The organism is Nocardioides sp. AX2bis (assembly GCF_902506435.1).
GTDB lineage: Bacteria > Actinomycetota > Actinomycetes > Propionibacteriales > Nocardioidaceae > Nocardioides.
Window position 1 is genome coordinate 2060525 of sequence record NZ_LR733215.1, and the last position, 24620, is coordinate 2085144.

Here is a 24620-nt window from a genome sequence, read left to right on the forward strand (position 1 = left end):
CGCCCGCTCAGGCGTCGGCGGTGTAGTAGTCGGGGTCGGCGCCCGGCGAGGACTCGTCGGTGACCCCCGAACCGGCCTGGGCCTGCGGGGACCAGTTCTCCAGCTCGCTCATCACCGCGGCGTGCTTGTCGACGCACAGCACCAGCAGGTCGCCGGCGTTCGCGCGCGACATGGCGTGGCGCACCGCCTCGATCTCGTCGAGGACGACCTCGACCTGCTTGCACCGGGCGCCGTCCTCCATCGCCGAGCGCACGCCGTCGGTGACGAGGTCGGCGACGTAGCCGCGCTCCTTGCCGCGCAGCTGGTTGTCCTCGCGGACGACCACGACGTCGAAGTGGCGGGCGGCGATCACGCCGAGCTCGCGCATGTCCTCGTCGCGCCGGTCGCCGGCGGTGGCGATGACGCCGATCCGCGACGGCCGGGCCAGGGCGTGCGAGGACTCCATGGAGTCGCCGGTGCGGTCCACGAAGTCGCCGAGCATCTTCATGCCCGGCGCGTTGTGGCAGTAGTCCACGACGACGTTGACCCCGTTGACCTCGACCTCGTTGAGGCGGCCGGGGGAGAGGTAGTAGTTGGTGGAGAACGTCCGCAGGCCCTGGCGGATGTCGTGCAGCGGGGCGCCGGTGGCGAAGGCGGCGGCCGCGGCGGCCAGCGCGTTCTGCACGTTCATCCGGGCCCGGCCCGCGAAGGTCGACGGCAGCAGGTGGGTCCAGGCCAGCTGCATCTCGCGCGGGCCGTGCTTGACCACGATCATCTCGCCGCGCTCCGACGGGTTCAGCACCAGCGCCTTGCCGCCGCGGCGGCAGTGGGCGTCGATCATGTCGCGGGTCTCGGAGCCGGGCTCGTCCATGGAGATCCACACGACCTGGCCGGAGCAGCGTCGCCGCATCGCCCGCACCAGCGGGTCGTCGGCGTTGAGGACGGCGTGGCCGTCGCGGGGGACCGCCTCGACGAGCACGGCCTTGACGTCGGCCAGCTGCTCGACGGTGTCGATGCCGCGCAGGCCGAGGTGGTCGGGGGCGACGTTGAGCACCACCGCGACGTCGTTGCGCTCGTAGCCGAGGCCCTCGCGCAGGATGCCGCCGCGGGCGACCTCGAAGACCGCCAGGTCGACGCGGGGGTTCTGCAGCACCATCCGGGCCGAACGGGGCCCCGAGGCGTCGGCGCGGATCAGCAGCCGCTCGTCGATGACGACGCCGTCGGTGGACGTCATGCCGACCTTGTGGCCCATGCCCTTGAAGATGTGGCTGATCATCCGGGACGTCGTGGTCTTGCCGTTGGTGCCGGTGACGGCCACGATCGGGATCCGCGAGGGCGTACCCGGCGGGAAGAGCATGTCCACGACCGGCTTGGCGATGAACTGCGGGTCGCCGATGGTCGGGTGGGTGTGCATCCGGAAGCCCGGGGCCGCGTTGACCTCGCAGATCGCGCCGCCGGTCTCGCGGACCGGCTCGGTGATGTCGGGGCAGATGAAGTCGATGCCGGCGATGTCGAGGCCGATCATCCGGGCCGCCTCCTCGGCGATCTCGGCGTTCTCGGGGTGCGCCTCGAGGGTGCGGTCGATCGAGATGCCGCCGGTCGACATGTTGCCGGTCAGCGCCAGCTTCACGACCTGGCCCTCGGGCGGGACCGCGGTCATCTCGAAGCCCTGGTCGGCGACCAGCGCCTCGGCGGCGGCGTCGACCTTGATCCGGGTCAGCACCTTCTCGTGGCCCACGCCCCGGCGCGGGTCGGCGTTGGCCGTGTCGACCAGCTGCTCGACGGTGCTGATGCCGTCACCGGTGACCGAGGCCGGCACCCGCTCGGCGATCGCAGCCACGCGGCCGTCGATGATCAGGCAGCGGTAGTCCTTGCCGGTCACGAACGACTCGACGACGACCACGCCGCGCTTCGACTCGCCCTTGGCGGTCTCGAAGGCCTCACGGACCTCGGCCTCGTCCTCCAGGTTCAGGCAGACCCCACGGCCGTGGTTGCCGTCGAGCGGCTTCACGACGACGGGGAAGCCGATCCGGACCGCGACCCGGGCGGCCTGGTCGGCCGTGCGCACCGACTCCTGCTTGGGCACCGGCAGCCCGGCTGCGCCGAGCAGGCGGGTGGTGAGGTCCTTGTCCGAGGCGATGTCCACGGCGATCGCGGAGGTCTCCGAGGTCATCGTGGCCCGGATCCGCTTGGCGTGGACGCCCTGGCCCAGCTGGACCAGGGAGTACTGGTTGAGCCGGATCCACGGGATGTCGCGGCTCATCGCCTCGTCGAGGATGGCCTGGGTGGAGGGGCCGAAGGCGGTGCGCTGGGCACGGCGGATGAAGGACTCCAGCTCGGCCTCCCAGTCGAACTCCGGGTCGGCCTCGACCAGGTGGTTGACCAGGCGCACGGCCAGACGGCCCGCGGCCAGGCCGACCTGCTCGTCGTCGTAGCCGTAGATGACGTTGTAGACGCCGGTGGTGCCCTTGACGGCACGGGTCTTGCCGCGGCGTACGTCGTGCCCCACGACCTGCTGCAGCGCCAGGGCGCAGTGCTCGGCCACGTGGCCCAGCCAGGTGCCCTCGTGCAGCCGCTCCACGAACCCGCCGCGGCGACCGCGGGAGCAGGAGTGCTCGCGCAGGCCCGGCAGCATCGTCATCAGGTGGTCGGTGAACCCGGGCAGGGTGCTGGTCGGGAACTCCTCGAGGGATCCCAGGTCGACCACCAGGTGGATCGCCCGGTCGTAGGACCAGACGTTGGCGCCGCGGTAGACGCGGGTCTCGGTGATCGCGAGGTCGGGGCTGGGGCGTCCGCTCATGCGGGGTCTCCTCCGGTCATCGGTGCTGCTGCGGGAGCTGCGGGAGCCAGGTCGTGGGCGTCGCGGGGGGCCGGGCGCACCTGCGAGCGGGCGCGGCGGCGGCGCAGCGCGCCGGGGGAGGCGTCGCCGGCGGCGATGTCGCGGGCCAGGGCGCGCAGGTCGCTGCCGGCGGCGGCGAGCTCGTCGGCCTCGCCGGGGTCGACCACGACCTCCGGCGGCACCAGGCTGCGCGTGGTCAGGTCGAACAGGCTGCCCTCGGGCAGCACGTGCAGCACCACGCCGCTGGCCAGCAGCGGGGCCGAGCGGCGGGCCTCGTAGGCGTTCGTGGTCAGCCGGGCCGGGTCGAAGATGGTGACCGCACCGCGCCCGAGCACGCTCAGCACCTCGTGGTCCTCGCCGTCGACCTCGACGTGCTCGACGACGGCCGCGGTGTCCTCGTCCACGCCGATCCCGAGGAGCTGGGGGGACTGGGCCACGATCATCAGCAGCCGGCCGTACCGGTTGCGCTGGTCGAAGTGCTGGTCGACGACGGTGGAGTCGATCAGCCCGAGGCCCGCGGCGACCTGCGTCATCCGCTGCTTGGGCGTGGTGCCGCCGACGCCGAAGGCGACCATGTGGCTGGACTGGATGCTCGCACCGGCCGAGGTGCCGGCGACGACCGCGCCGCGCTGGTGCGCGGCCCGGACGGCCTCGCCGACCGGGGTGCCGCAGACGATGCTGGACAGCTTCAGCTGGTTGCCGCCGGTCATGAAGACGCCGGTGCAGGAGTCGAGGCGCGCGACCAGCTCCGGGTCGTGGCTGTCCTCCCGGCTCTCGGGACGCACGGCGACGACCTCACCGGCGCCGGCGGAGCGGAACAGGGCGTCGTAGACCTCGACGATCTCGGGACCCAGGGAGGAGGCGGTGGGGATCACCGCGATCCGGGCGTCCGGACCGCCGGCGAGATCGACGAAGCGCTGGAGGATGGTGCGTCGGCGCAGCTTGTCCTCGGCACCTCCGACGACGAGAAGGGGACCTCGGGGCATGGGCGCAACGCTAGGGCATGGCGTCGGGGCGGCCGGGCCCGGTCGTTTGGGTCACGGGCGGGCGGCTGGGAGGCTGGTGGGGTGAACGCACGTGCCCGCCGTCTCGTCGTCCTGCGCCACGCGCAGGCCGAGCCCTCCGCCGCCACCGACGCGGAGCGACCGCTGTCGGCGCGTGGTCGCACCGACGCCGCCGCCGCGGGCACCTGGCTCGCCGGTCTGGGCATCCACGTCGGGCCGCCCACGGGGTCGGCCCTGGTCTCCGCGGCGCTGCGCACGCGGCAGACGTACGACGCGTTGGCCGGTGGCGCCGGCTGGGAGGGCGGGGCCGAGGCCGCGCGGCACGACGAGGGCCTCTACTCCGCCGGGCCGGAGGCCGCCCTGGACCTCGTCCGGGAGACGGCCGACGAGGTCTCGACCCTGCTCGTGGTCGGGCACAACCCGACCATGGCCTACCTCGCGCACCTGCTCGACGACGGCGAGGGCGACCCCGGAGCGGGCTCGGAGATGGTGGCCCGGGGCTACCCGACCTGCGCGGCGGCGGTCTTCGCCGTCGACGTGCCCTGGGCGGACCTGGCCCCGGGCCGGGCCCGGCTCGAGGCCTTCCACGTCGCGCGTGGGTGACGGCACCCTCGCCGTCACCTGGTGGGGGCACGCGACGACCACGGTCGAGCTCGGCGGTGCCCGCGTGCTCGTCGACCCCGTGCTGACCCGCTCGCTGCTGCACCTGCGGCGCTCCGGCCCGCTGCCGACCTCCCGGGCGCTCGACGCCGACGTCGTGCTGGTCTCGCACCTGCACCACGACCACCTGCACCACCGCTCGCTGCGGCGGCTCGACCCGGCGGTGCCGGTCGTGGCGCCGCGCGGGGTGCTCGGGGGTGCGGGCAGGTGGACCCGGCGCCTCCTCGGCGGGCGCGAGCTCGTCGAGGTCGCGCCCGGGGAGCTGGTGGAGGTGGCGGGCGTCCGGATCGAGGTGCACGCCGCCGACCACCCCGGCACGCGGGACCCGCTGCGCGGTCGTCGTACGCGGGCCCGCCCGGCGCCCCCGGCGATCGGCTTCCGGCTCTCCGCCGGCGCGGCGAGCGCCTGGTACCCCGGCGACACCGGTCCCGGGGTCGACCTGACCGCGGTGGCCCCGGTCGACCTCGCCCTCGTCCCGATCGGTGGCTGGGGGCCCACCCTGGGCGCGGCGCACCTCGACCCCGAGCAGGCCGCGACGGCCGTCGGCACCGTGGGGGCCGGGGCCGCCCTGGGCGTGCACCACGGCACCTTCTGGCCGGTCGGGCTGCGGGCGGTGATGCCGGCCCGGCACCGCGCGCTCTTCGTGGAGCCGGGTCCGCGGTTCGCCGCGGCGCTGGGGCGCCGGACGCCGGGCGTGCGGGTGCTGACGCCGGAGCCCGGGGAGCGGGTCGTCCTCAGCGGGTCGGTTGGTCGTGCGTAGGGACCGGGTCCTGGGGGTCGGGCCGCGCACGGTGCAGGCCGCTGACCAGGGGCGACGTCGTGCGTCGTCGACCGCGCCGACGTTCGCTACGCGGGACGACCGCGCACGCGAGCCCGGACCGGCGCCCGCGGCGGGTCAGACCGGGGGAGCGGGCGTGACCACGCCCGCGGCCGCGTCGGCGGCCTCGATCTCCTCCCGGGAGATGCCGAGCAGGTAGAGGATGGTGTCGAGGTAGGGCACGTTCACCGAGGCGTCCGCCGCCTCACGCACCCGGGGCTTGGCGTTGTAGGCGATGCCGAGGCCGGCGGCGGCCAGCATGTCGAGGTCGTTGGCGCCGTCGCCGATCGCGATCGTCGAGGCGACGTCGATGCCGACCGCCTCGGCGAACTCCTCCAGCGCGCGGGCCTTGCCCGCCCGGTCGACCACGTCGCCGAGGATCCGGCCGGTCAACCGCCCGTCGACCACCTCGAGCTCGTTGGCGCGCGCGAAGTGCACGCCGAGGTCGGCGGCCAGCCGGTCGGTGACCTGGGTGAAGCCGCCGGAGACGATCGCGAACCGGTAGCCCAGCCGCTTCAGGGTCCGCACCATCGTGCGGGCGCCGGGAGCCAGCACGATCCCGTCGTAGACCTCGTCGAGCGCACTCTCCGGCACGCCCTCCAGCAGCGCCACGCGCTGGCGCAGGGACTCCTCGAAGTCGAGCTCCCCGGCCATCGCCCGCTCGGTGACCTCACGGACCTCGTCCTCGCAGCCGGCGTGCGCGGCGATCATCTCGATCACCTCGCCCTGGATCAGGGTCGAGTCGACGTCCATCACGATCAGCCGCATGCCGTGCCGCAGCAGGTTCGTGGGCTGGACCGCGACGTCGACGCCCTGCGCGGCGGCCTCCGCGGCCAGCGCGCCGCGCAGCTCGACGGGGTCCGCGCCGGAGACGTGCAGGTCGATGGCGGTCACGGGGTAGCGGGCCATCCGCTCGATCCGGTCGATGTTCGCCCCGGTCGCGGCGACGCGCCCGGTGATGGCCGAGAGAGCGACGGCGGTCAACGGGTCGCCGATCACGGTGACGTGGCTGCGGCCCTCCGGTCGGGAGCGGTTGTCACCGGTGCCGCGGCTCAGCTCGACGTGCATCCCGAGCTCGGCGGCGGTGGACTCGACCTCCGCGACGAGGCGGGTCGTGTCGGGCGGCACCGAGACCAGGACCCCGAGGACGAGCCGCTGGCGCAGCACGATCTGCTCCACGTCGATCACCTCGACCCCGGCGTGGGCCAGGGTGCCGAGCAGGGTGGAGGTCACGCCCGGCCGGTCGGTGCCGGTCAGGGTGATGAGCAGGGTCGCGGAGGTGGCCGTCATCGCAGGCCAGGCTAGTCGCGCCCCTGCGGTGTCGGTGGTGTGGTCCAGGCTGGTGCGATGACCAGGACGACGGAGCGCTCGACCGCCCGGCTGCTGACCCTGCTGGCCGAGTCGGTCGACGCCGAGGACTGGCCCGCGCTGCGGGCGTTGCTGGCCGACCACGCGGTGGTCCGCTACGAGCACACCGGGGAGCAGATGGACGCGACGGCGTACGTCGCGCTCAACCGCGACTACCCGGGTCGGTGGCGGTTCGAGGCCCGGGAGGTCGTCGACGGCGGGTCACGGGCGGTGCTGCGGGCCCGGGTCTCGGACGGCACCGAGACGCACGCGGTGGTGGTGCTGGCCTCCTCGGAGGCCGGGCTCCTCGTGGACCTGGTGGAGGTCTGGGCCGAGGTCGGTGCCCCGCCGGAGTCAGGCCGGCGGCCAGACCTCGGGTGAGCCCGCCGCGACCAGCGCCCGCCGCCCGGCCCGCTCGAGTGGTCGCAGGGCCTCCTCGCGCGCGACGATCTCGGCGGCCGACACCGCCCCGCCGTGGTCCTCCAGCGCCACCTCGACGATCTCGACGGCCTGGACGCCACGGGCGGCCAGCTCCACGCAGCGCGCCGGGACGCCGTCCGGCCCGGTGAGGCTGGGGCCGTGGCGCAGGTTCATCAGCCGGTCGGCCACCTCGGGCCGCCAGCGCGCCACGTCGAGCGCCGCCAGGGCCGTCGCGGTCCCGATCAGCGCGGCGCGCAGCGCACGGTCCGCCTCCCCGACGTCGGGCAGCTGGCGCCGCCCGGCCGGGTGGACCACCCAGGTGGTCGCGGCGCCGGTGGCACCGGGCACGAGCCCGATCCCCGCGCCGGCGACGACCACGGCCTCACCGGCCTCGATCGCCGCGGCGTTGAAGCGTGCCGGCCCGCCCAGCCCGAGGGGGTCGCCCTCGCGCGGCAGCGCCACGCCGAGGCTGGTGGCACCGGCGGCCCGCAGCCGCGCCAGGCCGCCCAGCAGGGTCTCGGTCGGTCCGTCCTCGTCGAGGCCGGCCACGGCGTGGGTGGCCTCCTCGCCGATCACCGCGTCGAGCAGCAGGTCCGGCACGACGGTCCCGCGCAGCCAGGCCGTGCCCCACCAGGCCAGGCGCAGGGAGACGGGGGCGGCGAGCACGGAGGGGTCGGTCACGGCGCCCAAGGCTACGCCCGCCGCGCGGGCGGTGCCGGCGGACCTCCGGGGCTCGATAGGGTTGCCGCATGTCCGCCGTCCTCGAGCTCGCCGACGTGACCGTACGACGGGGCGAGGCCGTCCTGCTCGACAAGGTGACCTGGGAGGTCCGCGAGGGCGAGCGGTGGGTGGTGCTCGGCCCCAACGGCGCCGGCAAGACCACGCTCCTGCAGCTGGCCTCGGCCCAGATCCACCCCAGCGACGGGGTGGTCGGGCTGCTCGGCGAGGTGCTCGGCACCGTCGACGTCTTCGAGCTGCGGCCCCGGATCGGGCTGACCAGCGCTGCGCTGGCCGAGCGGATCCCGCGTCACGAGGTGGTCCGCGACGTCGTCGTGTCTGCGTCGTACGGCGTGGTCGGCCGCTGGCGCGAGTCCTACGACGAGCTCGACCACGAGCGTGCCCACGACCTGCTGGTCGAGGTCGGTGCCGCCCACCTGGTCGACCGGGTCTTCGGGACGCTGAGCGAGGGCGAGCGCAAGCGCGTCCAGGTCGCCCGCGCCCTGATGACCGACCCGGAGCTGCTGCTGCTCGACGAGCCGGCCGCCGGGCTCGACCTCGGCGGGCGCGAGGACCTCGTCTCGACCCTGGCCGTGCTCGCCCACGACCCCGACGCCCCGGCGACCGTGCTGGTCTCCCACCACGTGGAGGAGATCCCCCCGGGGTTCACCCATGCGCTGCTGCTGCGCCAGGGCGCCGTCGTCGCCGCAGGCCCCCTGGAGGACGTGCTGACCCGGGAGCACCTGTCGGCCACCTTCGGGATGCCGCTGGAGCTGCGTCACGAGAACGACCGCTGGGCGGCCCGTCGCGAGCCACGGCACCGCTGAGCACAAGGTCCCGGACGGGACTTCGCAACCCGGATAGGGTCGAGTCATGGACTGGCTCTCGCAGAACGCCTGGACGGTGTGGCTCGGCCTCACCGTCGCGCTGGGCGCCGCCGAGATGCTCAGCCTCGACTTCGTCCTGATCATGCTCGCCGTCGGCGCCGGGGGCGGGCTGGTGGTGGCGCTCGCCGACGGCCCGGTGGTCCTGCAGGTCGTGCTCGCCGCGATCACCGCCGTCGGCATGCTGGCGCTGGTCCGCCCGCCGGTGCTGCGCCGCCTCAAGAGCGGGCCCGAGCTCACCCTGGGCCACAGCAAGCTCCTCGGCAGCCGGGGCATCGTCACGGTGGCCGCCACCGCGCTGGCGCCCGGTCGGGTGCGGCTGGGCGGCGAGGAGTGGTCGGCCGCGCCGTACGACGAGCACCTGACCATCGCCGCCGGTGAGACCGTCGAGGTGTTCGAGATCCGCGGCGCGACCGCGTACGTCCACCCGGTCCCGACGCTCGAGACCTGACCCGCCTGACCACCTGCCTGGCCCGGACCCCGCGAGGCTGTTCGACCACCCGCCACGGCGGGACAACCTGAGGAGAACCGCATGGCCGTGCTCATCGCACTGGCGATCCTGCTGGCGTTCGTCGTCGTCCTGCTGGCCAAGACGGTGCAGATCGTGCCGCAGGCCCGCGCCGGCATCGTCGAGCGGTTCGGCAAGTACCAGCAGACGCTGGACGCCGGACTGAAGCTCATCGTCCCGTTCATCGACAACGTCCGCTACCGCATCGACCTGCGCGAGCAGGTCGTGTCCTTCCCGCCGCAGCCGGTGATCACCGAGGACAACCTGGTGGTCTCGATCGACACCGTCATCTACTTCCAGGTCACCGACCCGGTCGCGGCGACCTACGAGATCGCCAACTACATCCAGGCCGTCGAGCAGCTCACGATGACCTCGCTGCGCAACATCGTCGGTGGGATGGACCTCGAGGAGACGCTGACCAGCCGCGACGAGATCAACACCCGGCTGCGCGGCGTGCTCGACGAGGCGACCGGCAAGTGGGGCATCCGGGTCAACCGGGTCGAGCTCAAGGGCATCGACCCGCCGCCGTCGATCAAGGACTCGATGGAGAAGCAGATGCGCGCGGACCGCGACAAGCGCGCCGCGATCCTCACGGCCGAGGGCCAGCGCCAGTCCGCCATCCTGTCGGCGGAGGGCATGAAGCAGTCCGCGATCCTGACCGCCGAGGGCGACCGGGAGTCGGCGATCCTGCGGGCCCAGGCCGACCGCGAGTCCCAGATCCTGAAGGCGCAGGGTGAGGGGCAGGCGATCCAGACCGTGTTCCAGGCGATCCACGACGGGCAGCCGGACCAGTCGCTGCTGGCCTACCAGTACCTCCAGATGATGCCGAAGATCGCCGAGGGCGACGCCAATAAGGTCTGGATCGTCCCGAGCGAGATCGGGCGTGCGCTCGAGGGGCTCGGCTCGACGATGTCGGAGATGTCGGGGATCCCCAAGGACCTGCCCGGCCCGCGGACCCGCGTCGACATGGGCTCCACCTCGCCCGAGATGCCCTCGGTCGACGCCAGCAAGAAGGCCGCCAACGACGCCGTGCAGGCCGCGATCCGTGAGGCCGAGGAGGCCGCGAACCCGGGTCGTGCCCGCAGGGCGCAGGACGTCAGCGGCAACGCGCCCGACGGCGACGCGGGGGTCGAGCCGCCCCCGGCGCAGATCTGACCCCGGGTGACGGTGTGGGAGGCCGTCCTGATCGCCCTCGCGGGCGTCGGGGCCGGCACCATCAACACGATCGTGGGCTCGGGCACCCTGATCACGTTCCCGACCCTGCTCGCCCTCGGTGTCCCGCCGGTGACCGCCAACGTCTCGAACAACCTGGGGCTCGTGCCGGGGTCGCTGACCGGGGCCTGGGGGTACCGGCGCGAGCTGCGCGGGCAGTCGACCCGGGTGCTGCGGTTGCTGGTGGCCTCGCTGATCGGCGGGGCCGTCGGCGCCGTGCTCCTGCTGACCCTGCCGTCCTCGGCGTTCGAGACCATCGTGCCGGTGCTGATCGGGCTCGGTGTGCTGCTGGTCATCGTGCAGCCGGCGCTGTCGCGGCGGGTCGCGACGCGTCGTGAGGCGCGGGAGAGCGCCGAGGTGCGCGACGCGGGGTGGGTCTGGCCGCTGGTCGGGCTGACCGGGGTCTACGGCGGCTACTTCGGCGCCGCCCAGGGCGTGCTGCTGATGGGTGTGCTCGGGATCGGCGTGCCCGAGCCGCTCCAGCGGCTGAACGCGGTCAAGAACGTGCTGGCGGCCGGGGTCAACTCCGTCGCGGGGGTGCTCTTCATCTTCGTCGCCGACCTCGACTGGCTCGTGGTCGCGCTGATCGGCGTCGGGTCGGTCGTGGGCGGCCTCATCGGCTCCACCGTCGGACGGCGGCTGCCCGCGCCGGTCCTGCGCGGGGTCATCGTCGTGGTGGGTGTGGTCGCGCTGGTGGCGCTGCTGCGCTGAGCGGTCGGCGGCGCGACGGGCGGCGGCCGTACGGGTCGTGTGCCTGTCGCCGGTCCAGGGACCGTGCTGGGGCACACGACTCGGGCGGGGGCGGCGGTCGTACGGGTCGTGTGCCTGTCATCGGTCCGGGGACCGTGCTGGGGCACACGACTCAAACGGGGGCGGCGGTCGTACGGGTCGTGTGCCTGTCACCGGTCCAGGGACCGTGCTGGGGCACACGACTCTCGGCGGTCCGGACCACCGGCGTGTCCGCAAGCGTCATCTCGACCCGCCGCAACCGTCATCTCGGCTGGCCGCGAGCGTCACCTCGGGGAGGCGTTGACCTCGATCGCGCCGGCGGCCGCGGCGCCGAGCGCGACGGCCAGGAGCGGGGCCGCCCCGAGCGGGCTGACCTCGCCGGTGCGGTAGGACACGACCGAGGCGACGGCGTCACCGAGGTCGACCAGGACGCCGGCGGCGACGAGGTCGCGGCGGGCGGTGCCGGAGGCCAGCAGCGTGACGGCGCCGAGGGCGATCTCGCGCACCCCGAACAGGCGCGTCATGAACGGCAGCTGCGGGTTGTCGCCGGGGCTGGCGCCGAGCAGGCCGGCGGCGACGCTGGGGCGGGTGAGGCTGAGCGCGCCGATCGCGATGCGGCCGAGCGAGAGCGGGGTGACGAGGTCCATGGCCGGACCCTACTGGTCGGTAGCCGACCCTGTCGCCGTGGTCCGGTCCTCCAGGTAGGCGCCGGCCCAGCGGTCCATCTCGGCGTACGCCCGCGCGCGCGGCTCGGCGCGCGAGAGCACGACGTCGTGCCGGGCGCCCGGGACGGCGGCGTAGGTGACGTGGCTGCCCAGCGCGGTCGACCAGCGGCGGATCTGGTGCACGTCGAGCACGACGTCGGTGGTGTGCAGCCGTTCGTCCCCCGACCCGCGGGGGTTGCTCGAGGCGTCCGAGGACAGCACCAGCACCGGGGCCTGGACGTCGAGGCCGCGGTGCAGCCGGGCGTGCGCACGCAGGACCGCGCCCAGCCAGCCGGCGTACACCACGATGCCGGTGTCGGGCTTCCAGGTCAGGTCGTAGTCCCACTCGCCGCCGTGGTCACGGTGCAGGCTGCGGCCGTAGAGGCCGGTGACCTCGCGGCTGATCGCGCGGCGCGGGCTGAGCCGGCCGAGCTGGGTGATGACCGGGCGGCCGACCAGGCGCAGCAGCGCGCTGCCCTGGAGGTCGAGCCAGGGGGAGTTCAGCACCATCCCGGTCAGCGCGGCCGGGCGCCGGCGGTCGGCCCACGACGGGACGATCAGCCCGCCGGTCGAGTGCGCGGTCAGCACCACCCGGTCGTGGCCGTCGCGCTCGGTGATCCGCTCCCAGACGGCGTCCAGCTCCTCGTCGTAGGTCTGGAGGTCCGAGACGTAGTTCGGGGTCTGGTGGGGGCGGATGGACCGGCCGTACTTGCGCAGGTCCACGGCGTAGAAGTCATAGCCGCGCTCGACCCACCACGCGGCGAGGTCGGTCTGGAAGAAGTAGTCGGTGAACCCGTGCACGTAGAGCACCGCGCGGCCCGACGGCGTGGCGGCGGGGTGGTGGACCAGCGTGGCGACCACCTCGCCCTCCTCGTCGGGGGCCAGCGGGATGGTCTCCGCGGTCCAGGGCGCGCCGAGGACGTCGGTCACGAGGTCGGGCTCGGTCATGACGCCGATCCTTCCAGGCCGCGGCGTCGTTCGGCGCGGCGGGACCGCTCGAGGCCGGCGCGCACGCGCAGCGCCAGGGCCGGCTCGTTGCTCGTCACCAACCAGGCCCGGCCCGGGCGCAGCCAGTAGCGCAGCGAGTCCTCGGTGTCGACGGTCCACACCAGCAGCGGGAGGTCCCGGCGGCGGGCGAAGGCGGCGATGCCCAGGCGGGCCAGGGTGTGGTTGGCCACGACGAGGTTGGCGCGCGAGTTCAGGATCCGTACGCGCGGCAGCAGCTCGGAGGCGCGGATGCGGACCTGGCGGTTCAGCGGCAGCCCGCGGACCCGCCGACCGAGCGACAGCCCGACCAGGAGGTCGTGGCCCTGCTCGTCGGCCCAGTCGCGCACCACCCGGACGGTGCGGTCGTCGAGGGTGGTCACGATCATCTGGTCGGCACCGAGCAGCGCGACGGCCTGGGCGACCGCGGCGACCACGGCCTCGGGGTCGCTGAACTTCAGGTCGATGTGGGCGCGGGCCCGGCCCACCAGCGCCTGCAGGACGTCGTCGTAGCGCAGGAAGTGCGGCGCCCGGGCGGCGAACTCGGCGAAGCGCAGGTCGGCCAGGTCCCGGCGGCGGTCGCCGACCCACACCCAGTCGTCGTGGAAGCAGACCAGGGTGCCGTCGCCGCAGCGCTGGACGTCGAACTCGACGTACTCCACCGGCAGCCGCAGCGCCCCGTCCAGGGCGACGCGGGTGTTCTCCAGGGTCCGGTCCTGGCCGGCCCCGCACCGGTGGGCGCTGAGCTGGACGCTCGGCCGGGCACGACGCAGGGGGCTCATCCGCCGGCCGCGGCGGCGCGGACCAGGCCGGCCAGCAGGCCGACGTCGGCGGCGGTCTCGGGGTGCCACTGCACCGCGACGCAGAACCGGTCGCCCGGTCGCTCCATCGCCTCCGGCGTGCCGTCGGCGGCCTCGGCGACCACCTCCCAGCCGGGGTGCTCGGCGACGGCCTGGTGGTGGTGGCAGCGCACGACCAGGCGCTCCCCGAGCAGCCCGGCGACCCGGGACCCGGGCCGGGTGGCGACCTCGACGTCGCCGAACGCGTCACCGCCGGGGGAGTGCTGCTGGTGGCCGACCCGGTCCGGGACGTGCTGCTCGAGCCGCCCGCCGGCGGCCACCGCCATCACCTGCATCCCGCGACAGACGCCGAGCACGGGCAGGCCGACCGCGTCGGCGGCGGCCAGCAGCGCCAGCTCCCACGCGTCGCGGTCCGGGCGCCACCCGGCCGTGCGGTCGTGGGGCGTGGCGGCGTACCGCGCGGGGTCGACGTCGGCGCCACCGGTGACGACCAGCGCGTCGAGTCGCGCGACCAGGACGTCCGCGGCGCCCGGGACGTCGTCGGTGTCGACGGGAGGAAGCAGGAGCGGGAGCCCGCCGACGGCGACCACCGCGTCGGCGTACGCCGTGTGCAGCAGGTCGGCCCGCTCGGTCCAGACCCCCCACGCGGCCTGCTCGCGGTAGGTCGTCAGCCCGACGACCGGTGCCCCCACGCCCGTGCGCCCGCTCAGAGCGGGGTGACGTAGGCGGCGGAGATGCCGCCGTCGACGAGGAAGGTGGTCGCGGTCATGAAGGAGCTGTCGTCGGAGGCCAGGAACAGCACCGCCGAGGCCATCTCGGACGGCTCGCCGAAGCGCCCCATCGGCACGTGCACGAGCCGGCGGGCGGCCCGCTCGGCGTCGGTGGCGAACAGCTCCTGGAGCAGCGGCGTGTTGACCGGGCCGGGGCAGAGCGCGTTGACGCGGACGCCCTCGCGGGCGAACTGGACGCCGAGCTCGCGGGTCATCGTCAGCACGCCGCCCTTGGAGGCGGAGTAGGAGATCTGCGAGGTGGCCGCACCCATCACGGCCACGAACGAGGCGGTGTTGATGATGGAGCCGCGTCCCTGCTCGAGCATGTAGGGCAGCGCCGCCTTGCAGCACAGGTAGACGCTGGTCAGGTTGACGTCCTGGACCCGCTTCCAGGCCTCCAGGTCGGTGTCCAGGATCGAGTCGTCCTCGGGCGGGGAGATCCCGGCGTTGTTGAACGCGATGTCGACCGAGCCGTAGGTCTCCTTGGCGGTCCGGAACAGCGCGTCCACCTGGTCCTTGTCGGTGACGTCGGTGTGGACGTAGGTGAGCAGGTCGGTGCCGCCGAGCTGGCCGACCAGCTGGTGGCCACGCTCGTCGTCGAGGTCGCCGATGACGACCTTGGCGCCCTCCTCGACGAAGCGCTGCACGGTCGCCAGACCGATGCCCGAGCAGCCGCCGGTGACGACCGCGACCCGGTCCTGGATGCGTCCTGCCATGGTTGTTCTCCTGCTGGTGGGGGGATCAGTGGGCGATGAAGACGTTCTTCTCCTCGGTGAACGAGGCCGGGGCGTCGGGCCCGAGCTCGCGACCGAGGCCGGACTGCTTGTAGCCGCCGAACGGGGTCCAGTAGCGGACCGCCGCGTGCGAGTTGACCGACAGGTTGCCCGACTCGACGCCGCGGGCCACCCGGAGGGCGCGGCCGACGTCGCGGGTGAAGATCGACCCGGAGAGGCCGTACTCGGAGTCGTTGGCCAGCGCGACGGCCTCCTCCTCGTCGTCGAAGGCCATCACCGCCACGACGGGGCCGAAGACCTCCTCGCGCCACAGCCGGGCCGCGGGGTCCTCGACGGTGACCACGGTCGGCGGCACCCAGAAGCCGCCGGCCGTGGTGCCGGTGGTGGGCACCGAGCCGGCGAAGGCCACCTCCGCGCCGTCGAGGTAGCCCAGCACGCGGTCGCGCTGGACCGCCGAGACCAGCGGACCCATCTCGCTGGCCTCGTCGGCGGGGTCGAGGACCCGCAGTCCGCGCACGGCCGGCTCGAGGTGGGAGACGAACTCGTCGTAGGCGCTGCGCTCGACGAGGATCCGCGACCGGGCGCAGCAGTCCTGCCCGGCGTTGTCGAAGACGGCGTACGGCGCTCCGGCCGCCGCGGCCGGCACGTCGGTGTCGGCGAAGACGATGTTGGCGCTCTTGCCGCCCAGCTCGAGGGTGACCCGCTTGACCTGGTCGGCGCAGCCGGCCATCACCTGCTTGCCGACCCGGGTCGACCCGGTGAAGGACACCTTGCGCACCAGCGGGTGGGTGACGAACCGCTCGCCGACGACCGGGCCCTCGCCGGGCAGGATCGTCAGCACGCCCTCGGGCAGGCCGGCCTCGAGCGCGAGCTCGCCGATCCGGATCGCGGTGAGCGGGGTCAGCTCGGCCGGCTTGGCGATGACGCAGTTCCCGGCGGCGAGCGCGGGCGCCATGCCCCAGGCCAGCACCGGCATCGGGAAGTTCCAGGGCACGATGATGCCGACGACGCCGAGCGGCTCGTGGAAGGTCAGGTCGACCCCGCCGGCCACCGGGATCTGGCGTCCGTGCAGCCGCTCCGGCGCCCCGGCGTAGTAGTGCAGGCAGTCGCGCACGTTGCCGGCCTCCCACCGCGCGTTGCCGAGGGTGTGCCCGGCGTTGCGGACCTCGAGCTCGGCCAGCTCCTCGACGTGGGCGTCGACGACGTCGCCGAACCGGCGCAGCAGCCGGGCCCGCTCGCCGGGGGCCACCGCGCGCCAGGCGGCGAAGGCGTCGTGGGCGCGCTCGATCGCGGCGTCGGTGTCGGCGACCGAGGCCATCGCGACCTCCGTGAGGTCCTGCCCGGAGGTGGGGTCGACGACGGTCCAGGTGGTGCTCATGGGGCTCTTCTCGCAGTCGTGCGGGGGCGGGGGTCAGAGACGCTCGAAGCCGCGTCGGCGCTCCCAGTCGGTGACGGCGGCGTCGAACGCGGCGAGCTCGACGTCGGCCATGGTGGTGTAGTGGTCGACGACGGCGTCACCGAACGCAGATCGTGCCACCTCCGAGGTCGCCCACCGCTCCCGGGCCGCGTGCAGGGTGCGCGGCACCAGCTCCTCGCCGCTCTCGTAGGCGTTGCCCTGGGTCTCGGGCACGCCCTTGAGCTCCTGCTCGATGCCGTGCAGGCCGCCGGCGAGCATTGCCGCGACGGCGAGGTACGGGTTCACGTCGCCGCCGGGGACCCGGTTCTCCAGGCGGGCCGAGGCGCCGTGGCCGACCAGGCGTACCGCGCAGGTGCGGTTGTCGGTGCCCCAGGCGATCGCGGTCGGGGCGAAGGAGCCGCCGGCGAACCGCTTGTACGAGTTGACGTTGGGCGCGTACAGCAGCGTGAAGTCCGCCATCGTCGACAGCAGACCGGCCACGAACGCGTCGTACAGCTTCGTCCGGGCCTTCTTCTTCTCGTCCCAGAAGACGAGGTCGCCGTCGGTGCCCCGCAGCGAGAGGTGGATGTGGCAGGAGTTGCCCTCGCGCTGGTCGTACTTGGCCATGAAGGTCAGCGACCGGCCGTGCTGGGCGGCGATCTCCTTGGCGGCGGTCTTGTAGACCACGTGGTGGTCGCACGTGACCATGGCGGTGTTGTAGAGGAAGCCGATCTCGTGCTGGCCGAAGTTGCACTCGCCCTTGGCGCCCTCGACGTCCATGCCCGCGGCGTACATGTGGTTGCGGATGTCGCGCAGCAGCGGCTCGACGCGGGTCGTGCCGAGCACCGAGTAGTCGATGTTGTACTGGTTGACCGGGCGCAGCCGGTGGTAGTCGGCGTCGTGCGCGGCCTCGTAGGTGTCCTCGAAGGCGATGAACTCCAGCTCGGTGCCCGCGTGCACGCTGAACCCCATGTCCCGGGCCCGGTCGAGCTGCTGGCGCAGGATCGTGCGCGGGGACTCCACCACGGGCTCGCCGTCGAGCCAGGCGAGGTCGCACTGCACCATCGCGGTGCCCGGCAGGTGCGGCAGCAGCCGCAGGGTCTGCCAGTCCGGGACGAACTCCATGTCGCCGTAGCCGCGCTCCCACGAGGAGATCGCGTAGCCGTCGACGGTGTTCATCTCGACGTCGACGGCCAGCAGGTAGTTGCAGCCCTCGGTGCCGGCCTTGAGGGCCACGTCCAGGAAGTACGCCGCGTGCAGCCGCTTGCCCTGCAGCCGGCCCTGCATGTCGGTGAAGGCCATCACCACGGTGTCGATCTCGCCGCCGGTGATGAGGTGCCGCAGCCGGTCCAGGGTGAGCATCCGGTCGTTGACCGGGGTGTCGGTCCCGGCGGCGGGGGAGTGGTCGGTCACTTGAGGCCCTTCTCGGCGTCGCTGATGGCGGCGAACTCCTCCTCGGGAGCCCCCTGCCTGATGTGGTGGCGGGAGTAGAACCCGAAGTAGGCGATCGCGACGACGAAGACGCCCGCGGTCACCTGGATGACCTTCGGCTCGACGACGTAGCAGGCGACCACGGCGACGAGCGAGAGCACGAGGGCGATGCCGGTGGTCACGATCCCGCCGGGGGTGCGGTAGGGCCGCTCGAGGTCGGGCTCCTTGAAGCGCAGCACGATGTGGCTGGCCATCATCAGGACGTAGGAGATCGTGGCGCCGAAGACGGCGACCAGGATCAGCAGGTCGCCCTGGTTCAGCACCGCCATCACGAAGCCGATGACCCCGGGCACGATCAGCGCGAGGTACGGCGTCTTGCGGCTGCCCGTCTTCGAGAGCACGGTCGGCAGGTAGCCGGCCCGCGAGAGCGCGAAGGTCTGGCGCGAGTAGGCGTAGATGATCGAGAAGAAGCTGGCGACCAGGCCGAGCAGGCCGACGACGTTGACGAAGGTGCTCACCGCGGTCGACCCGTCGTACGCCGTCTCGAGGGTGTCGACGAGCGGGTTGCCGGACTTGGTGAGGCTCTCGGAACCGGCGGCGCCGGGGCCGACCACGAGGATCAGGGCGGCGAAGGCCGCCAGGATGAGCATCGCGGCGATGATCCCGCGCGGCATGGCCTTCGCCGGGTCCTTGGTCTCCTCGGCGGCCAGCGGGACGCCCTCGACGGCCAGGAAGAACCAGATCGCGTACGGCAGGGCCGCCCAGATCCCGAGCAGCCCGAACGGCAGGAACGACGACGACCCGGCGGCACCGGGGTCGGCGGGAATGTCGGTGAGGTTGGCCGGGTCGAACTGGAGCGCGGCGGCGATGACGAAGACCAGCAGCGCGACGACCGCGATCGCGGTGATCACGAACATCAGCTTCAGCGCCTCGCCGACGCCGTAGATGTGCAGCCCGATGAAGACGGCGTAGAAGAGCGCGAAGACCAGCGGTCCGCTGAACCCGAACAGCGACTCGGTGTAGGCGCTGATGAAGTTCGCGATCGCGGCCGGCGCGATGGCGTACTCGATCAGGATCGCGGTGCCGGTCAGGAACCCGCCCCACGGTCCGAGCGCGCGGCGGGCGAAGCCGTAGCCGCCGCCGGCGGTGGAGATCGTGGAGGAGAGCTCGGCCAGGCCGAGCACCATGCAGAAGTAGAGGGTGCCGATCACGATCGTTGCGACCAGCATGCCGCCCCAGCCGCCCTCGGCGAGCCCGAAGTTCCAACCGGCGAAGTCGCCCGAGATGACGTAGGCGACCCCGAGCCCGGCGAGCAGCACCCACCCGGCGGCGCCGCGCTGGAGCTGACGCTCCTCGAAGTACTCCGCGTCGCCCGCCCCGTCCCCGCTGCCGGCCCCGCTGCTGGTGCCGCTCCCGGCCCCCGTCGTCGCTCGTTGATCGGTCATCGCTGTCTCCACCCAGACGGCGCCACGGGCGGGAGCCCGGCGCGGTGGACCGAACCTAGTGACGCCGGGGGGCGCGGTAAAGGACCTTCGTCACGACCAGCGCGGCGACCAGGGAGCCCAGCGTGCCGAGCGCGAGGTCGCCGAGGGTGTCGGTGTAGGCGTCGGAGAGCTCGGTGCCGTGCCGGATGAAGGTGAACCACTCGCCGAGCTCCCACCCGACCGCGAGCAGTGCCCCGAGGCCGGTGAGCATCAGCGCCAGCGCCCACCGGGGGCGTACGGCCGGCCCGACCAGGAGGCCGAGCCCGGCCGTCAGGAGCATCCAGTTCACCAGGTGGTTGAGGTCGTCCCACCAGACCACGGCGTCGTAGAGGTCCAGGCTGTTGCCGGTCACGTCGACCAGGAACGGCGCCATGACCAGCGTGAAGGCGGCGTACGGCACGGTCCGACCGGCCTGCGGCCGGCGTCGCGCCTGCCACCACCAGGCGGCGGGGACCGCCAGCATCAGCAGCGGGTAGAGCAGCAGACGGGCGCCGAAGGCCTTGCCCTCGAAGCGCTCGATGCCGGGCATCCACTGCGCCACGGCCAGCTGGGCGACGGTGAGCACGAGCACGAGGGGTGGCGCCCAGCGCAGCAGGGCGGGTCGGGTGGTGGCCATGGACCCATCGTGGCCGGGACGCGCCACGGGCGCCTGAGCACAACGGCTCAGGCGCCCGGGCAGGGGTCAGTGCAGGGGTCAGTGCTGGAAGGTGCCCTGCAGGATGGCTCGCGCGGCGGTGTTGAAGACCAGGTTGAACGACACGAACGTGGGGGAGGCGTCGGAGTCGACGCCGAGGCTCTCCTCGGTGACGGCGTGCACGACGAAGTAGTAGCGGTGGACCTGGTCGCCCTCGGGCGGGGCGGCCCCCACGAAGTCCTTGCTGCCCATGTCGTTGCGGCACATGAAGGCGTTGCCGGGCAGGTCGGCCTCGCCGGACCCGATACCGGTCGGCAGCGAGGTGCAGTCGGCCGGCAGGTCGACCAGGACCCAGTGCCAGAACCCGCTCGGGGTCGGGGCGTCGGGGTCGAAGCAGGTCACGGTGTAGCTCTTGGTGCCCTCGGGGGCGCCCTCCCACGACAGCTGTGGGGAGGTGTTGCCCAGGTGCGCGACGTGGGCGTCCGCGAGCGGCTGGCCGGGCTGGAGGTCCGTGCTGGTCACCGTGAAGGACGGGACGGCGGGCAGCAGCTCGTACGGGTCGGGGCTGACGGGGCGGTCGAGTGAGCTCATGACTCGGAACCTAGCCAGGCGGTGGTGCCCGGTCACCACCCGCCGGGTGGCCGGTGGGTCGGTCCGCGAGAGAGTGGACCCATGGCCCCCGGTGACGACCTCGAGACCGCCGACCGCGCCGCGCCCCCGCCGTACCCCGTGGGCCTGCGGCTGGCCGGCCGTCGCGTGGTCGTGGTCGGCGGCGGGCACGTCGCCCAGCGCCGCGTCCCCACCCTGATCGGCGCCGGTGCCGACGTCGTCGTGGTCGCGCCCGAGGTCACGCCCGCCCTCGAGGGCCTCACCGCGGAGATCACCTGGGAGCCACGCCGGTTCGAGGCCTCCGACCTCGACGACACCTGGTACGCGATCGCGGCCACCGACGACCCGGCCGTGAACGAGGAGGTCCTGGCCGCCGCCGACGAGCGACGGATCTTCTGCGTGCGCGCCGACGACGCCGCGACGGCCAGCGCCTGGACCCCGGCGGTGGGTCGGCACGGCGGTGTCACGGTGGCGGTGCTGGCCAACCGCGAGCCGCGGCTCTCGGCCCGGCTGCGCGACGAGATCATGGACGGCCTCCAGGACGGGCGGCTGACCGCGCGGGCCGGCCTCGACACCTCCGCGGGGGTCGTCCTGGTCGGCGGCGGGCCGGGTGACCCGGAGCTGTCGACCGTTGCGGCGCGTCGCGCGCTGGCCACCGCCGACGTCGTCGTCGCGGACCGGCTGGCGCCCCGCGAGCTGCTCGACGAGCTGGCGCCCGAGGTGGAGCTGGTCGACGTCGCCAAGCTCCCCCGGGGCCGCTCGGCGAGCCAGGAGCAGATCAACGAGCTGATCGTCGCCCGGGCGCTCGAGGGCAAGCGCGTGGTGCGCTTCAAGGGCGGCGACTCCTTCGTCTTCGGACGGGGCTACGAGGAGGTGCTGGCCTGCCAGGCGGCCGGGGTGCCGGTCTCGGTGGTCCCCGGGCTGACCTCGGCCCTGGCCGTGCCGGCGCGGGCAGGGATCCCGGTCACCCACCGCGGCGTGGCCCACGAGCTGGTCGTCGTCTCGGGGCACCTGCCGCCCGGGCACCCCGGCTCCCTGGTCGACTGGGCCGCGCTCGGCCGGCTGCGGGGCACCGTGGTGCTGCTGATGGCGGTGCAGAACGCCGGAGCGATCGCGGAGGCCCTGGTCGCGGGAGGCCGGCCGCCGGCCACACCGGTGGCGGTGCTCGTCGACGGGACGCTGCCGGGGGAGCGGGCGGTGCTGTCCACGCTCGAGGACCTGGACGCCGACCTGGTGACCCAGGACGTACGCCCGCCGGCGATCATCGTGGTCGGGGAGGTCGTGGCCGTCGCCCGGCCGGAGACCTACCCGCGTCCGCAGGACTGACCCGGTGGCCGAGCTGATCGAGGTCGACGACCCGGCCGACCCGCGCCTGGCCGACTACCGCGACCTGCGCGACGTCACGCTGCGTCGCCACCTCGAGGCCGAGCACGGGCTGTTCCTCGCCGAGGGCGAGAAGGTCGTACGGCGTGCCGCCGAGGCCGGCTTCGCGGCGCGGTCGTTCCTGATGGCGCCGCGGTGGCTCGAGGGGCTCGAGGACGTCCTGTCGGCGTCGCCCGCCCCCTGCTACGTGGTGTCGGAGTCGTTGGCCGAGGAGGTCTCCGGCTTCCACGTGCACCGTGGTGCCCTGGCCTCCTTCGAGCGGCGGGCCCTGCCCACGCTCGACGAGGTGCTCGTCGGCGCCCGCTCGGTGCTGGTGCTGGAGGACCTGGTCGACCACACCAACGTCGGGGCGGCCTTCCGCAGCGGTGCGGCCCTCGGCTTCGACGCCGTCCTGCTCTCGCCGCGCTGCGCGGACCCGCTCTACCGCCGGGCGGTGAAGGTGGCGATGGGGGCGGTCTTCGCGCTGCCGTGGACGCGGCTCGACGACTGGCACGACGCGCTCCCGACGCTGTCGGCGCGGGGCTTCACCACCGTCGCGCTGACGCTGGCCGACGACGCGGTGCCGGTGGAGGAGGCGGTGGCCGGGCTGGACCGGGTCGCGCTGGTGCTGGGCTCGGAGGGGCCGGGGTTGTCGGCGCGGTGGCAGGAGGCCGCGGACCGGCGCGCGGTCATCCCGATGGCGGCCGGCATCGACTCGCTCAACGTGGCGGCCGCGGCCGCGGTGGCCTGCTACGTCACCGCGAGGCGGGCAGCAGCGGGATCGTGAGCCGTTGGCCGACCTCGACGACGTCGGGGTCGGTGATCGCCGGGTTGGCCGCCACCACGTCCTCGACGGTGGCCGCGGTCAGGCCCGCCAGGCCGCGCAGCACCCCGGTGAGGGTCTCGCCCCGCTCGACCTCGTGCACGACGAACCCGGTCGACCGGGGGAAGCAGGTCACCGCGACCCGGTCGCCGTCCCGGTCGCCCGGACCGCCCCGGTCGGCGGTGACGCGCACGACCAGGCGCGTGCCGTCGGCCACCCGCTCGTCGAGGCGGACCTCGCCGGCGAAGTCGCCCGCGCCGACACCTCCGGCGCGGGAGGTGACGAAGGTGCGGGCGACCTCGTGGTCGCCGTCGCTGACGCGGACCTGGAGGGTCCCCTCGAACCCGCCGCCGACGCCCGCGACCGTGAAGGCCCGGCCGACGACGTCGTCGCGTGCGGGCTGGCGTACCTCGACCGTGTCGACCAGGGGCATGCGGCCATGCTGGCGCACCCGGCGCCAAGGGGGAAGGGGTGCGCCGGGAAGAGCGCCGGGAAGACCTCCGGCGTGATGCTTCGAACACGTGATCGACGGAGCGCCTGCGGGCCGGTGTCGGTGGCAGCGCCTAGTGTCGGCCAGGTGATGACCCGATGAGCAAGCTCGACGCCCAGCGCGCGCTGCGCGAGGCCCACTACGCACGCGGCGGCGCGACGCCCCCGCGTCCCGGTGCCACTCCGACCCAGAGCGCCAAGAAGACCGTCCGCACCCCCACGGAGCGACCGCCGGTCGCCCCCGAGAGCCCGAGCGCCGAAGGCGCCGAGGCGCCGAACGAGGCGCTCTGCGGGCACAAGGCCATCAGTGGCCGCACCTGCACGCGCGAGGCCGGCCACTCGGCCAAGAGCCACCGCTACGCCTGACCCGGTTGGCGCGGCGAGTGGTCTCGTGACGCTCGCTGCGCTCGCTCCTCGACCTCCGGTGGCCGACGCTGGAGGCTGGGTGCGGGTCGTGTGACGCTCGCTGCGCTCGCTCCTCGACCTCCGGGTCCGACGCTCGCTCCTCGACCACCGGGGTGCGGCCGGCGGTCTCGTGACGCTCGCTGCGCTCGCTCCTCGACCTCCGGGTCCGACGCTCGCTCCTCGACCACCGGGGTGCGGCGGGCGGTCTCGTGACGCTCGCTGCGCTCGCTCCTCGACCTCCGGGGCCGACGCTCGCTTCTCGACCTCCGGGGCCTGCGGCTGCTACGGCTGGGTGACCGGCCAGTCGGGCGGGAACTCGGCGACGGCCTTGTCGTGCGCCTTCTGCAGCTTCTTGCGGGCCTTGGTCGGCAGCCGGTCGCCGAAGACCGTGCCCAGGGTGTGGTCGGTCTCGTGCTGCAGGCAGCGGGCCAGCAGGCCGTCGCCGCTGAAGACGACCTCGCCGCCGTCGATGCCCTGCCCGACGACCGTGGCGGTGTCGGGCCGCGCGCACTCGACGAACGCGCCCGGGAAGGACAGGCAGCCCTCGTCGTCGACGTCGAGGTTCCGGTCCTTGCCCTCGGGCAGCTCCAGGCGCGGGTTGCACACGACGCCGACCGTGCGCTCGCCCTCGTCGTCGGGGCAGTCGAAGACGAAGACCGCCTGGTCCACCCCGATCTGGCAGGCGGCCAGGCCGACGCCGTCGGCGGCGTACATCGTGGCCACCATGTCCGCGACCAGCGTGCGCAGCGCGTCGTCGAAGTCGTCGACCGCGGCCTGGCGCCGGTGCATGACCGGGGTGCCCCACCGGGTCATCGGACGCACGGTGCCGCCGTCGGGGAGGGGGCCGTGGGGCGCGTGGGGCTCGGTCTGCTCGGTCAC

At 73.8% G+C, this 24620-nt stretch carries 26 protein-coding genes; 10 read left to right on the forward strand and 16 right to left on the reverse strand.

Translation table 11 applies throughout. From position 1 onward, the window contains the following. Window positions 1–7: 7 nt before the first annotated feature. Both cphA and GV155_RS09855 read right to left on the reverse strand, forming a co-directional pair. Window positions 8–2779: a cyanophycin synthetase gene (gene cphA / locus GV155_RS09850; RefSeq protein ID WP_160007529.1), complete on the reverse strand. Its 2772-nt coding sequence runs from the start codon at window positions 2777–2779 to the stop codon at window positions 8–10. Next, the gene (locus GV155_RS09855) at window positions 2776–3804 is read right to left on the reverse strand and encodes a cyanophycinase (RefSeq protein ID WP_160007531.1); all 1029 of its coding nucleotides are present in this window, start codon (window positions 3802–3804) and stop codon (window positions 2776–2778) included. Before GV155_RS09855 ends, cphA begins: the two co-directional genes overlap by 4 nt. An 81-nt stretch (window positions 3805–3885) precedes the next feature. On the opposite strand from GV155_RS09855, the gene GV155_RS09860 reads away from it, so the two are divergent. Both GV155_RS09860 and GV155_RS09865 read left to right on the forward strand, forming a co-directional pair. Next, window positions 3886–4425: a SixA phosphatase family protein gene (locus GV155_RS09860; RefSeq protein WP_160007533.1), complete on the forward strand. Its 540-nt coding sequence runs from the start codon at window positions 3886–3888 to the stop codon at window positions 4423–4425. Then, window positions 4418–5242, forward strand: coding sequence for an MBL fold metallo-hydrolase (locus GV155_RS09865; RefSeq protein WP_160007535.1), 825 nt, complete (start codon window positions 4418–4420; stop codon window positions 5240–5242). The genes GV155_RS09860 and GV155_RS09865 overlap by 8 nt, the downstream gene beginning before the upstream one ends. Before the next feature lie 135 nt (window positions 5243–5377). Here the strand turns inward: GV155_RS09865 and serB are convergent, their stop codons facing one another. Then, entirely contained in the window at window positions 5378–6589 is a 1212-nt protein-coding gene (gene serB / locus GV155_RS09870) for a phosphoserine phosphatase SerB (protein WP_160007537.1), read from the reverse strand. Between the two features lie 57 nt (window positions 6590–6646). On the opposite strand from serB, the gene GV155_RS09875 reads away from it, so the two are divergent. After that, on the forward strand, window positions 6647–7027 hold the full coding sequence (locus GV155_RS09875; RefSeq protein WP_160007539.1) for a nuclear transport factor 2 family protein: 381 nt from the start codon (window positions 6647–6649) through the stop codon (window positions 7025–7027). On the opposite strand, the gene GV155_RS09880 is transcribed toward GV155_RS09875, so the two are convergent. Next, window positions 7001–7747: a hypothetical protein gene (locus tag GV155_RS09880; RefSeq protein WP_236554238.1), complete on the reverse strand. Its 747-nt coding sequence runs from the start codon at window positions 7745–7747 to the stop codon at window positions 7001–7003. The genes GV155_RS09875 and GV155_RS09880 overlap by 27 nt on opposite strands. A 68-nt stretch (window positions 7748–7815) precedes the next feature. On the opposite strand from GV155_RS09880, the gene GV155_RS09885 reads away from it, so the two are divergent. From GV155_RS09885 to GV155_RS09900, 4 genes are all read left to right on the forward strand, one after another. Then, on the forward strand, window positions 7816–8610 hold the full coding sequence (locus GV155_RS09885; protein ID WP_160007541.1) for an ABC transporter ATP-binding protein: 795 nt from the start codon (window positions 7816–7818) through the stop codon (window positions 8608–8610). 46 nt (window positions 8611–8656) lie between these two features. Beyond that, window positions 8657–9118, forward strand: coding sequence for an NfeD family protein (locus GV155_RS09890; protein WP_160007543.1), 462 nt, complete (start codon window positions 8657–8659; stop codon window positions 9116–9118). A gap of 81 nt (window positions 9119–9199) precedes the next feature. Then, window positions 9200–10330, forward strand: a complete 1131-nt coding sequence (locus GV155_RS09895) for an SPFH domain-containing protein (protein ID WP_160007545.1) — start codon at window positions 9200–9202, stop codon at window positions 10328–10330. 6 nt (window positions 10331–10336) lie between these two features. Next, the gene (locus GV155_RS09900; protein ID WP_160007547.1) at window positions 10337–11098 is read left to right on the forward strand and encodes a sulfite exporter TauE/SafE family protein; all 762 of its coding nucleotides are present in this window, start codon (window positions 10337–10339) and stop codon (window positions 11096–11098) included. 302 nt (window positions 11099–11400) lie between these two features. Here the strand turns inward: GV155_RS09900 and GV155_RS09905 are convergent, their stop codons facing one another. From GV155_RS09905 to GV155_RS09950, 10 genes are all read right to left on the reverse strand, one after another. Then, window positions 11401–11763, reverse strand: a complete 363-nt coding sequence (locus tag GV155_RS09905) for a DUF4267 domain-containing protein (protein WP_160007549.1) — start codon at window positions 11761–11763, stop codon at window positions 11401–11403. Between the two features lie 9 nt (window positions 11764–11772). After that, the gene (locus tag GV155_RS09910; protein WP_160007551.1) at window positions 11773–12768 is read right to left on the reverse strand and encodes an alpha/beta hydrolase; all 996 of its coding nucleotides are present in this window, start codon (window positions 12766–12768) and stop codon (window positions 11773–11775) included. Next, window positions 12765–13586, reverse strand: coding sequence for a glycerophosphodiester phosphodiesterase (locus GV155_RS09915; protein WP_160007553.1), 822 nt, complete (start codon window positions 13584–13586; stop codon window positions 12765–12767). Before GV155_RS09915 ends, GV155_RS09910 begins: the two co-directional genes overlap by 4 nt. Beyond that, window positions 13583–14296 (reverse strand): gamma-glutamyl-gamma-aminobutyrate hydrolase family protein, encoded by a 714-nt coding sequence (locus tag GV155_RS09920; RefSeq protein WP_160007555.1) that lies wholly within the window; start codon window positions 14294–14296, stop codon window positions 13583–13585. The genes GV155_RS09915 and GV155_RS09920 overlap by 4 nt, the downstream gene beginning before the upstream one ends. 14 nt (window positions 14297–14310) lie before the next feature. Continuing rightward, window positions 14311–15090 (reverse strand): 3-oxoacyl-ACP reductase, encoded by a 780-nt coding sequence (locus tag GV155_RS09925; RefSeq protein ID WP_160007557.1) that lies wholly within the window; start codon window positions 15088–15090, stop codon window positions 14311–14313. A 25-nt stretch (window positions 15091–15115) separates the two neighbouring features. Continuing rightward, complete coding sequence (locus GV155_RS09930) at window positions 15116–16486, reverse strand: aldehyde dehydrogenase family protein (protein WP_160007559.1); 1371 nt, start codon at window positions 16484–16486, stop codon at window positions 15116–15118. A gap of 33 nt (window positions 16487–16519) precedes the next feature. Next, complete coding sequence (locus tag GV155_RS09935; protein ID WP_328820794.1) at window positions 16520–17917, reverse strand: glutamine synthetase family protein; 1398 nt, start codon at window positions 17915–17917, stop codon at window positions 16520–16522. Next, entirely contained in the window at window positions 17914–19380 is a 1467-nt protein-coding gene (gene eat, locus GV155_RS09940; protein ID WP_160007561.1) for an ethanolamine permease, read from the reverse strand. The genes GV155_RS09935 and eat overlap by 4 nt, the downstream gene beginning before the upstream one ends. 55 nt (window positions 19381–19435) lie before the next feature. After that, a complete protein-coding gene (locus GV155_RS09945; RefSeq protein WP_160007563.1) occupies window positions 19436–20035 on the reverse strand; it encodes a hypothetical protein in 600 nt (199 codons plus the stop codon). Window positions 20036–20113: 78 nt separating this feature from the next. Then, complete coding sequence (locus tag GV155_RS09950) at window positions 20114–20644, reverse strand: YbhB/YbcL family Raf kinase inhibitor-like protein (protein ID WP_160007565.1); 531 nt, start codon at window positions 20642–20644, stop codon at window positions 20114–20116. Between the two features lie 81 nt (window positions 20645–20725). On the opposite strand from GV155_RS09950, the gene cobA reads away from it, so the two are divergent. Together cobA and GV155_RS09960 are read left to right on the forward strand one after the other, a co-directional pair. Further along, window positions 20726–21988: a uroporphyrinogen-III C-methyltransferase gene (cobA, locus tag GV155_RS09955; RefSeq protein WP_160007567.1), complete on the forward strand. Its 1263-nt coding sequence runs from the start codon at window positions 20726–20728 to the stop codon at window positions 21986–21988. A gap of 4 nt (window positions 21989–21992) precedes the next feature. Then, window positions 21993–22811 carry a TrmH family RNA methyltransferase gene (locus GV155_RS09960; protein ID WP_160007569.1) on the forward strand — a complete coding sequence of 273 codons (819 nt, stop codon included), beginning with the start codon at window positions 21993–21995 and terminating at the stop codon, window positions 22809–22811. Here the strand turns inward: GV155_RS09960 and GV155_RS09965 are convergent. Continuing rightward, on the reverse strand, window positions 22780–23280 hold the full coding sequence (locus GV155_RS09965; RefSeq protein ID WP_160007571.1) for a Gmad2 immunoglobulin-like domain-containing protein: 501 nt from the start codon (window positions 23278–23280) through the stop codon (window positions 22780–22782). The two genes, GV155_RS09960 and GV155_RS09965, sit on opposite strands and share 32 nt — an antisense overlap. Window positions 23281–23435: 155 nt before the next feature. On the opposite strand from GV155_RS09965, the gene GV155_RS09970 reads away from it, so the two are divergent. Then, window positions 23436–23702: a hypothetical protein gene (locus tag GV155_RS09970; RefSeq protein WP_160007573.1), complete on the forward strand. Its 267-nt coding sequence runs from the start codon at window positions 23436–23438 to the stop codon at window positions 23700–23702. A 321-nt stretch (window positions 23703–24023) separates the two neighbouring features. Here the strand turns inward: GV155_RS09970 and def are convergent, their stop codons facing one another. After that, window positions 24024–24554, reverse strand: a complete 531-nt coding sequence (def, locus tag GV155_RS09975) for a peptide deformylase (protein ID WP_160011114.1) — start codon at window positions 24552–24554, stop codon at window positions 24024–24026. Window positions 24555–24620: the final 66 nt, after the last annotated feature.

Excerpts from the sequence above, each read along its gene's own strand:
- cphA (WP_160007529.1), bottom strand. The coding sequence starts at position 2,779 with ATGAGCGGACGCCCCAGCCCCGACCTCGCGATCACCGAGACCCGCGTC.
- GV155_RS09855 (WP_160007531.1), bottom strand. The coding sequence starts at position 3,804 with ATGCCCCGAGGTCCCCTTCTCGTCGTCGGAGGTGCCGAGGACAAGCTG.
- serB (WP_160007537.1), bottom strand. The coding sequence starts at position 6,589 with ATGACGGCCACCTCCGCGACCCTGCTCATCACCCTGACCGGCACCGAC.
- GV155_RS09875 (WP_160007539.1), top strand. The coding sequence starts at position 6,647 with ATGACCAGGACGACGGAGCGCTCGACCGCCCGGCTGCTGACCCTGCTG.
- GV155_RS09885 (WP_160007541.1), top strand. The coding sequence starts at position 7,816 with ATGTCCGCCGTCCTCGAGCTCGCCGACGTGACCGTACGACGGGGCGAG.
- GV155_RS09890 (WP_160007543.1), top strand. The coding sequence starts at position 8,657 with ATGGACTGGCTCTCGCAGAACGCCTGGACGGTGTGGCTCGGCCTCACC.
- GV155_RS09895 (WP_160007545.1), top strand. The coding sequence starts at position 9,200 with ATGGCCGTGCTCATCGCACTGGCGATCCTGCTGGCGTTCGTCGTCGTC.
- GV155_RS09905 (WP_160007549.1), bottom strand. The coding sequence starts at position 11,763 with ATGGACCTCGTCACCCCGCTCTCGCTCGGCCGCATCGCGATCGGCGCG.
- GV155_RS09910 (WP_160007551.1), bottom strand. The coding sequence starts at position 12,768 with ATGACCGAGCCCGACCTCGTGACCGACGTCCTCGGCGCGCCCTGGACC.
- GV155_RS09915 (WP_160007553.1), bottom strand. The coding sequence starts at position 13,586 with ATGAGCCCCCTGCGTCGTGCCCGGCCGAGCGTCCAGCTCAGCGCCCAC.
- GV155_RS09925 (WP_160007557.1), bottom strand. The coding sequence starts at position 15,090 with ATGGCAGGACGCATCCAGGACCGGGTCGCGGTCGTCACCGGCGGCTGC.
- GV155_RS09930 (WP_160007559.1), bottom strand. The coding sequence starts at position 16,486 with ATGAGCACCACCTGGACCGTCGTCGACCCCACCTCCGGGCAGGACCTC.
- eat (WP_160007561.1), bottom strand. The coding sequence starts at position 19,380 with ATGACCGATCAACGAGCGACGACGGGGGCCGGGAGCGGCACCAGCAGC.
- GV155_RS09945 (WP_160007563.1), bottom strand. The coding sequence starts at position 20,035 with ATGGCCACCACCCGACCCGCCCTGCTGCGCTGGGCGCCACCCCTCGTG.
- GV155_RS09950 (WP_160007565.1), bottom strand. The coding sequence starts at position 20,644 with ATGAGCTCACTCGACCGCCCCGTCAGCCCCGACCCGTACGAGCTGCTG.
- cobA (WP_160007567.1), top strand. The coding sequence starts at position 20,726 with ATGGCCCCCGGTGACGACCTCGAGACCGCCGACCGCGCCGCGCCCCCG.
- GV155_RS09965 (WP_160007571.1), bottom strand. The coding sequence starts at position 23,280 with ATGCCCCTGGTCGACACGGTCGAGGTACGCCAGCCCGCACGCGACGAC.
- GV155_RS09970 (WP_160007573.1), top strand. The coding sequence starts at position 23,436 with ATGAGCAAGCTCGACGCCCAGCGCGCGCTGCGCGAGGCCCACTACGCA.
- def (WP_160011114.1), bottom strand. The coding sequence starts at position 24,554 with ATGACCCGGTGGGGCACCCCGGTCATGCACCGGCGCCAGGCCGCGGTC.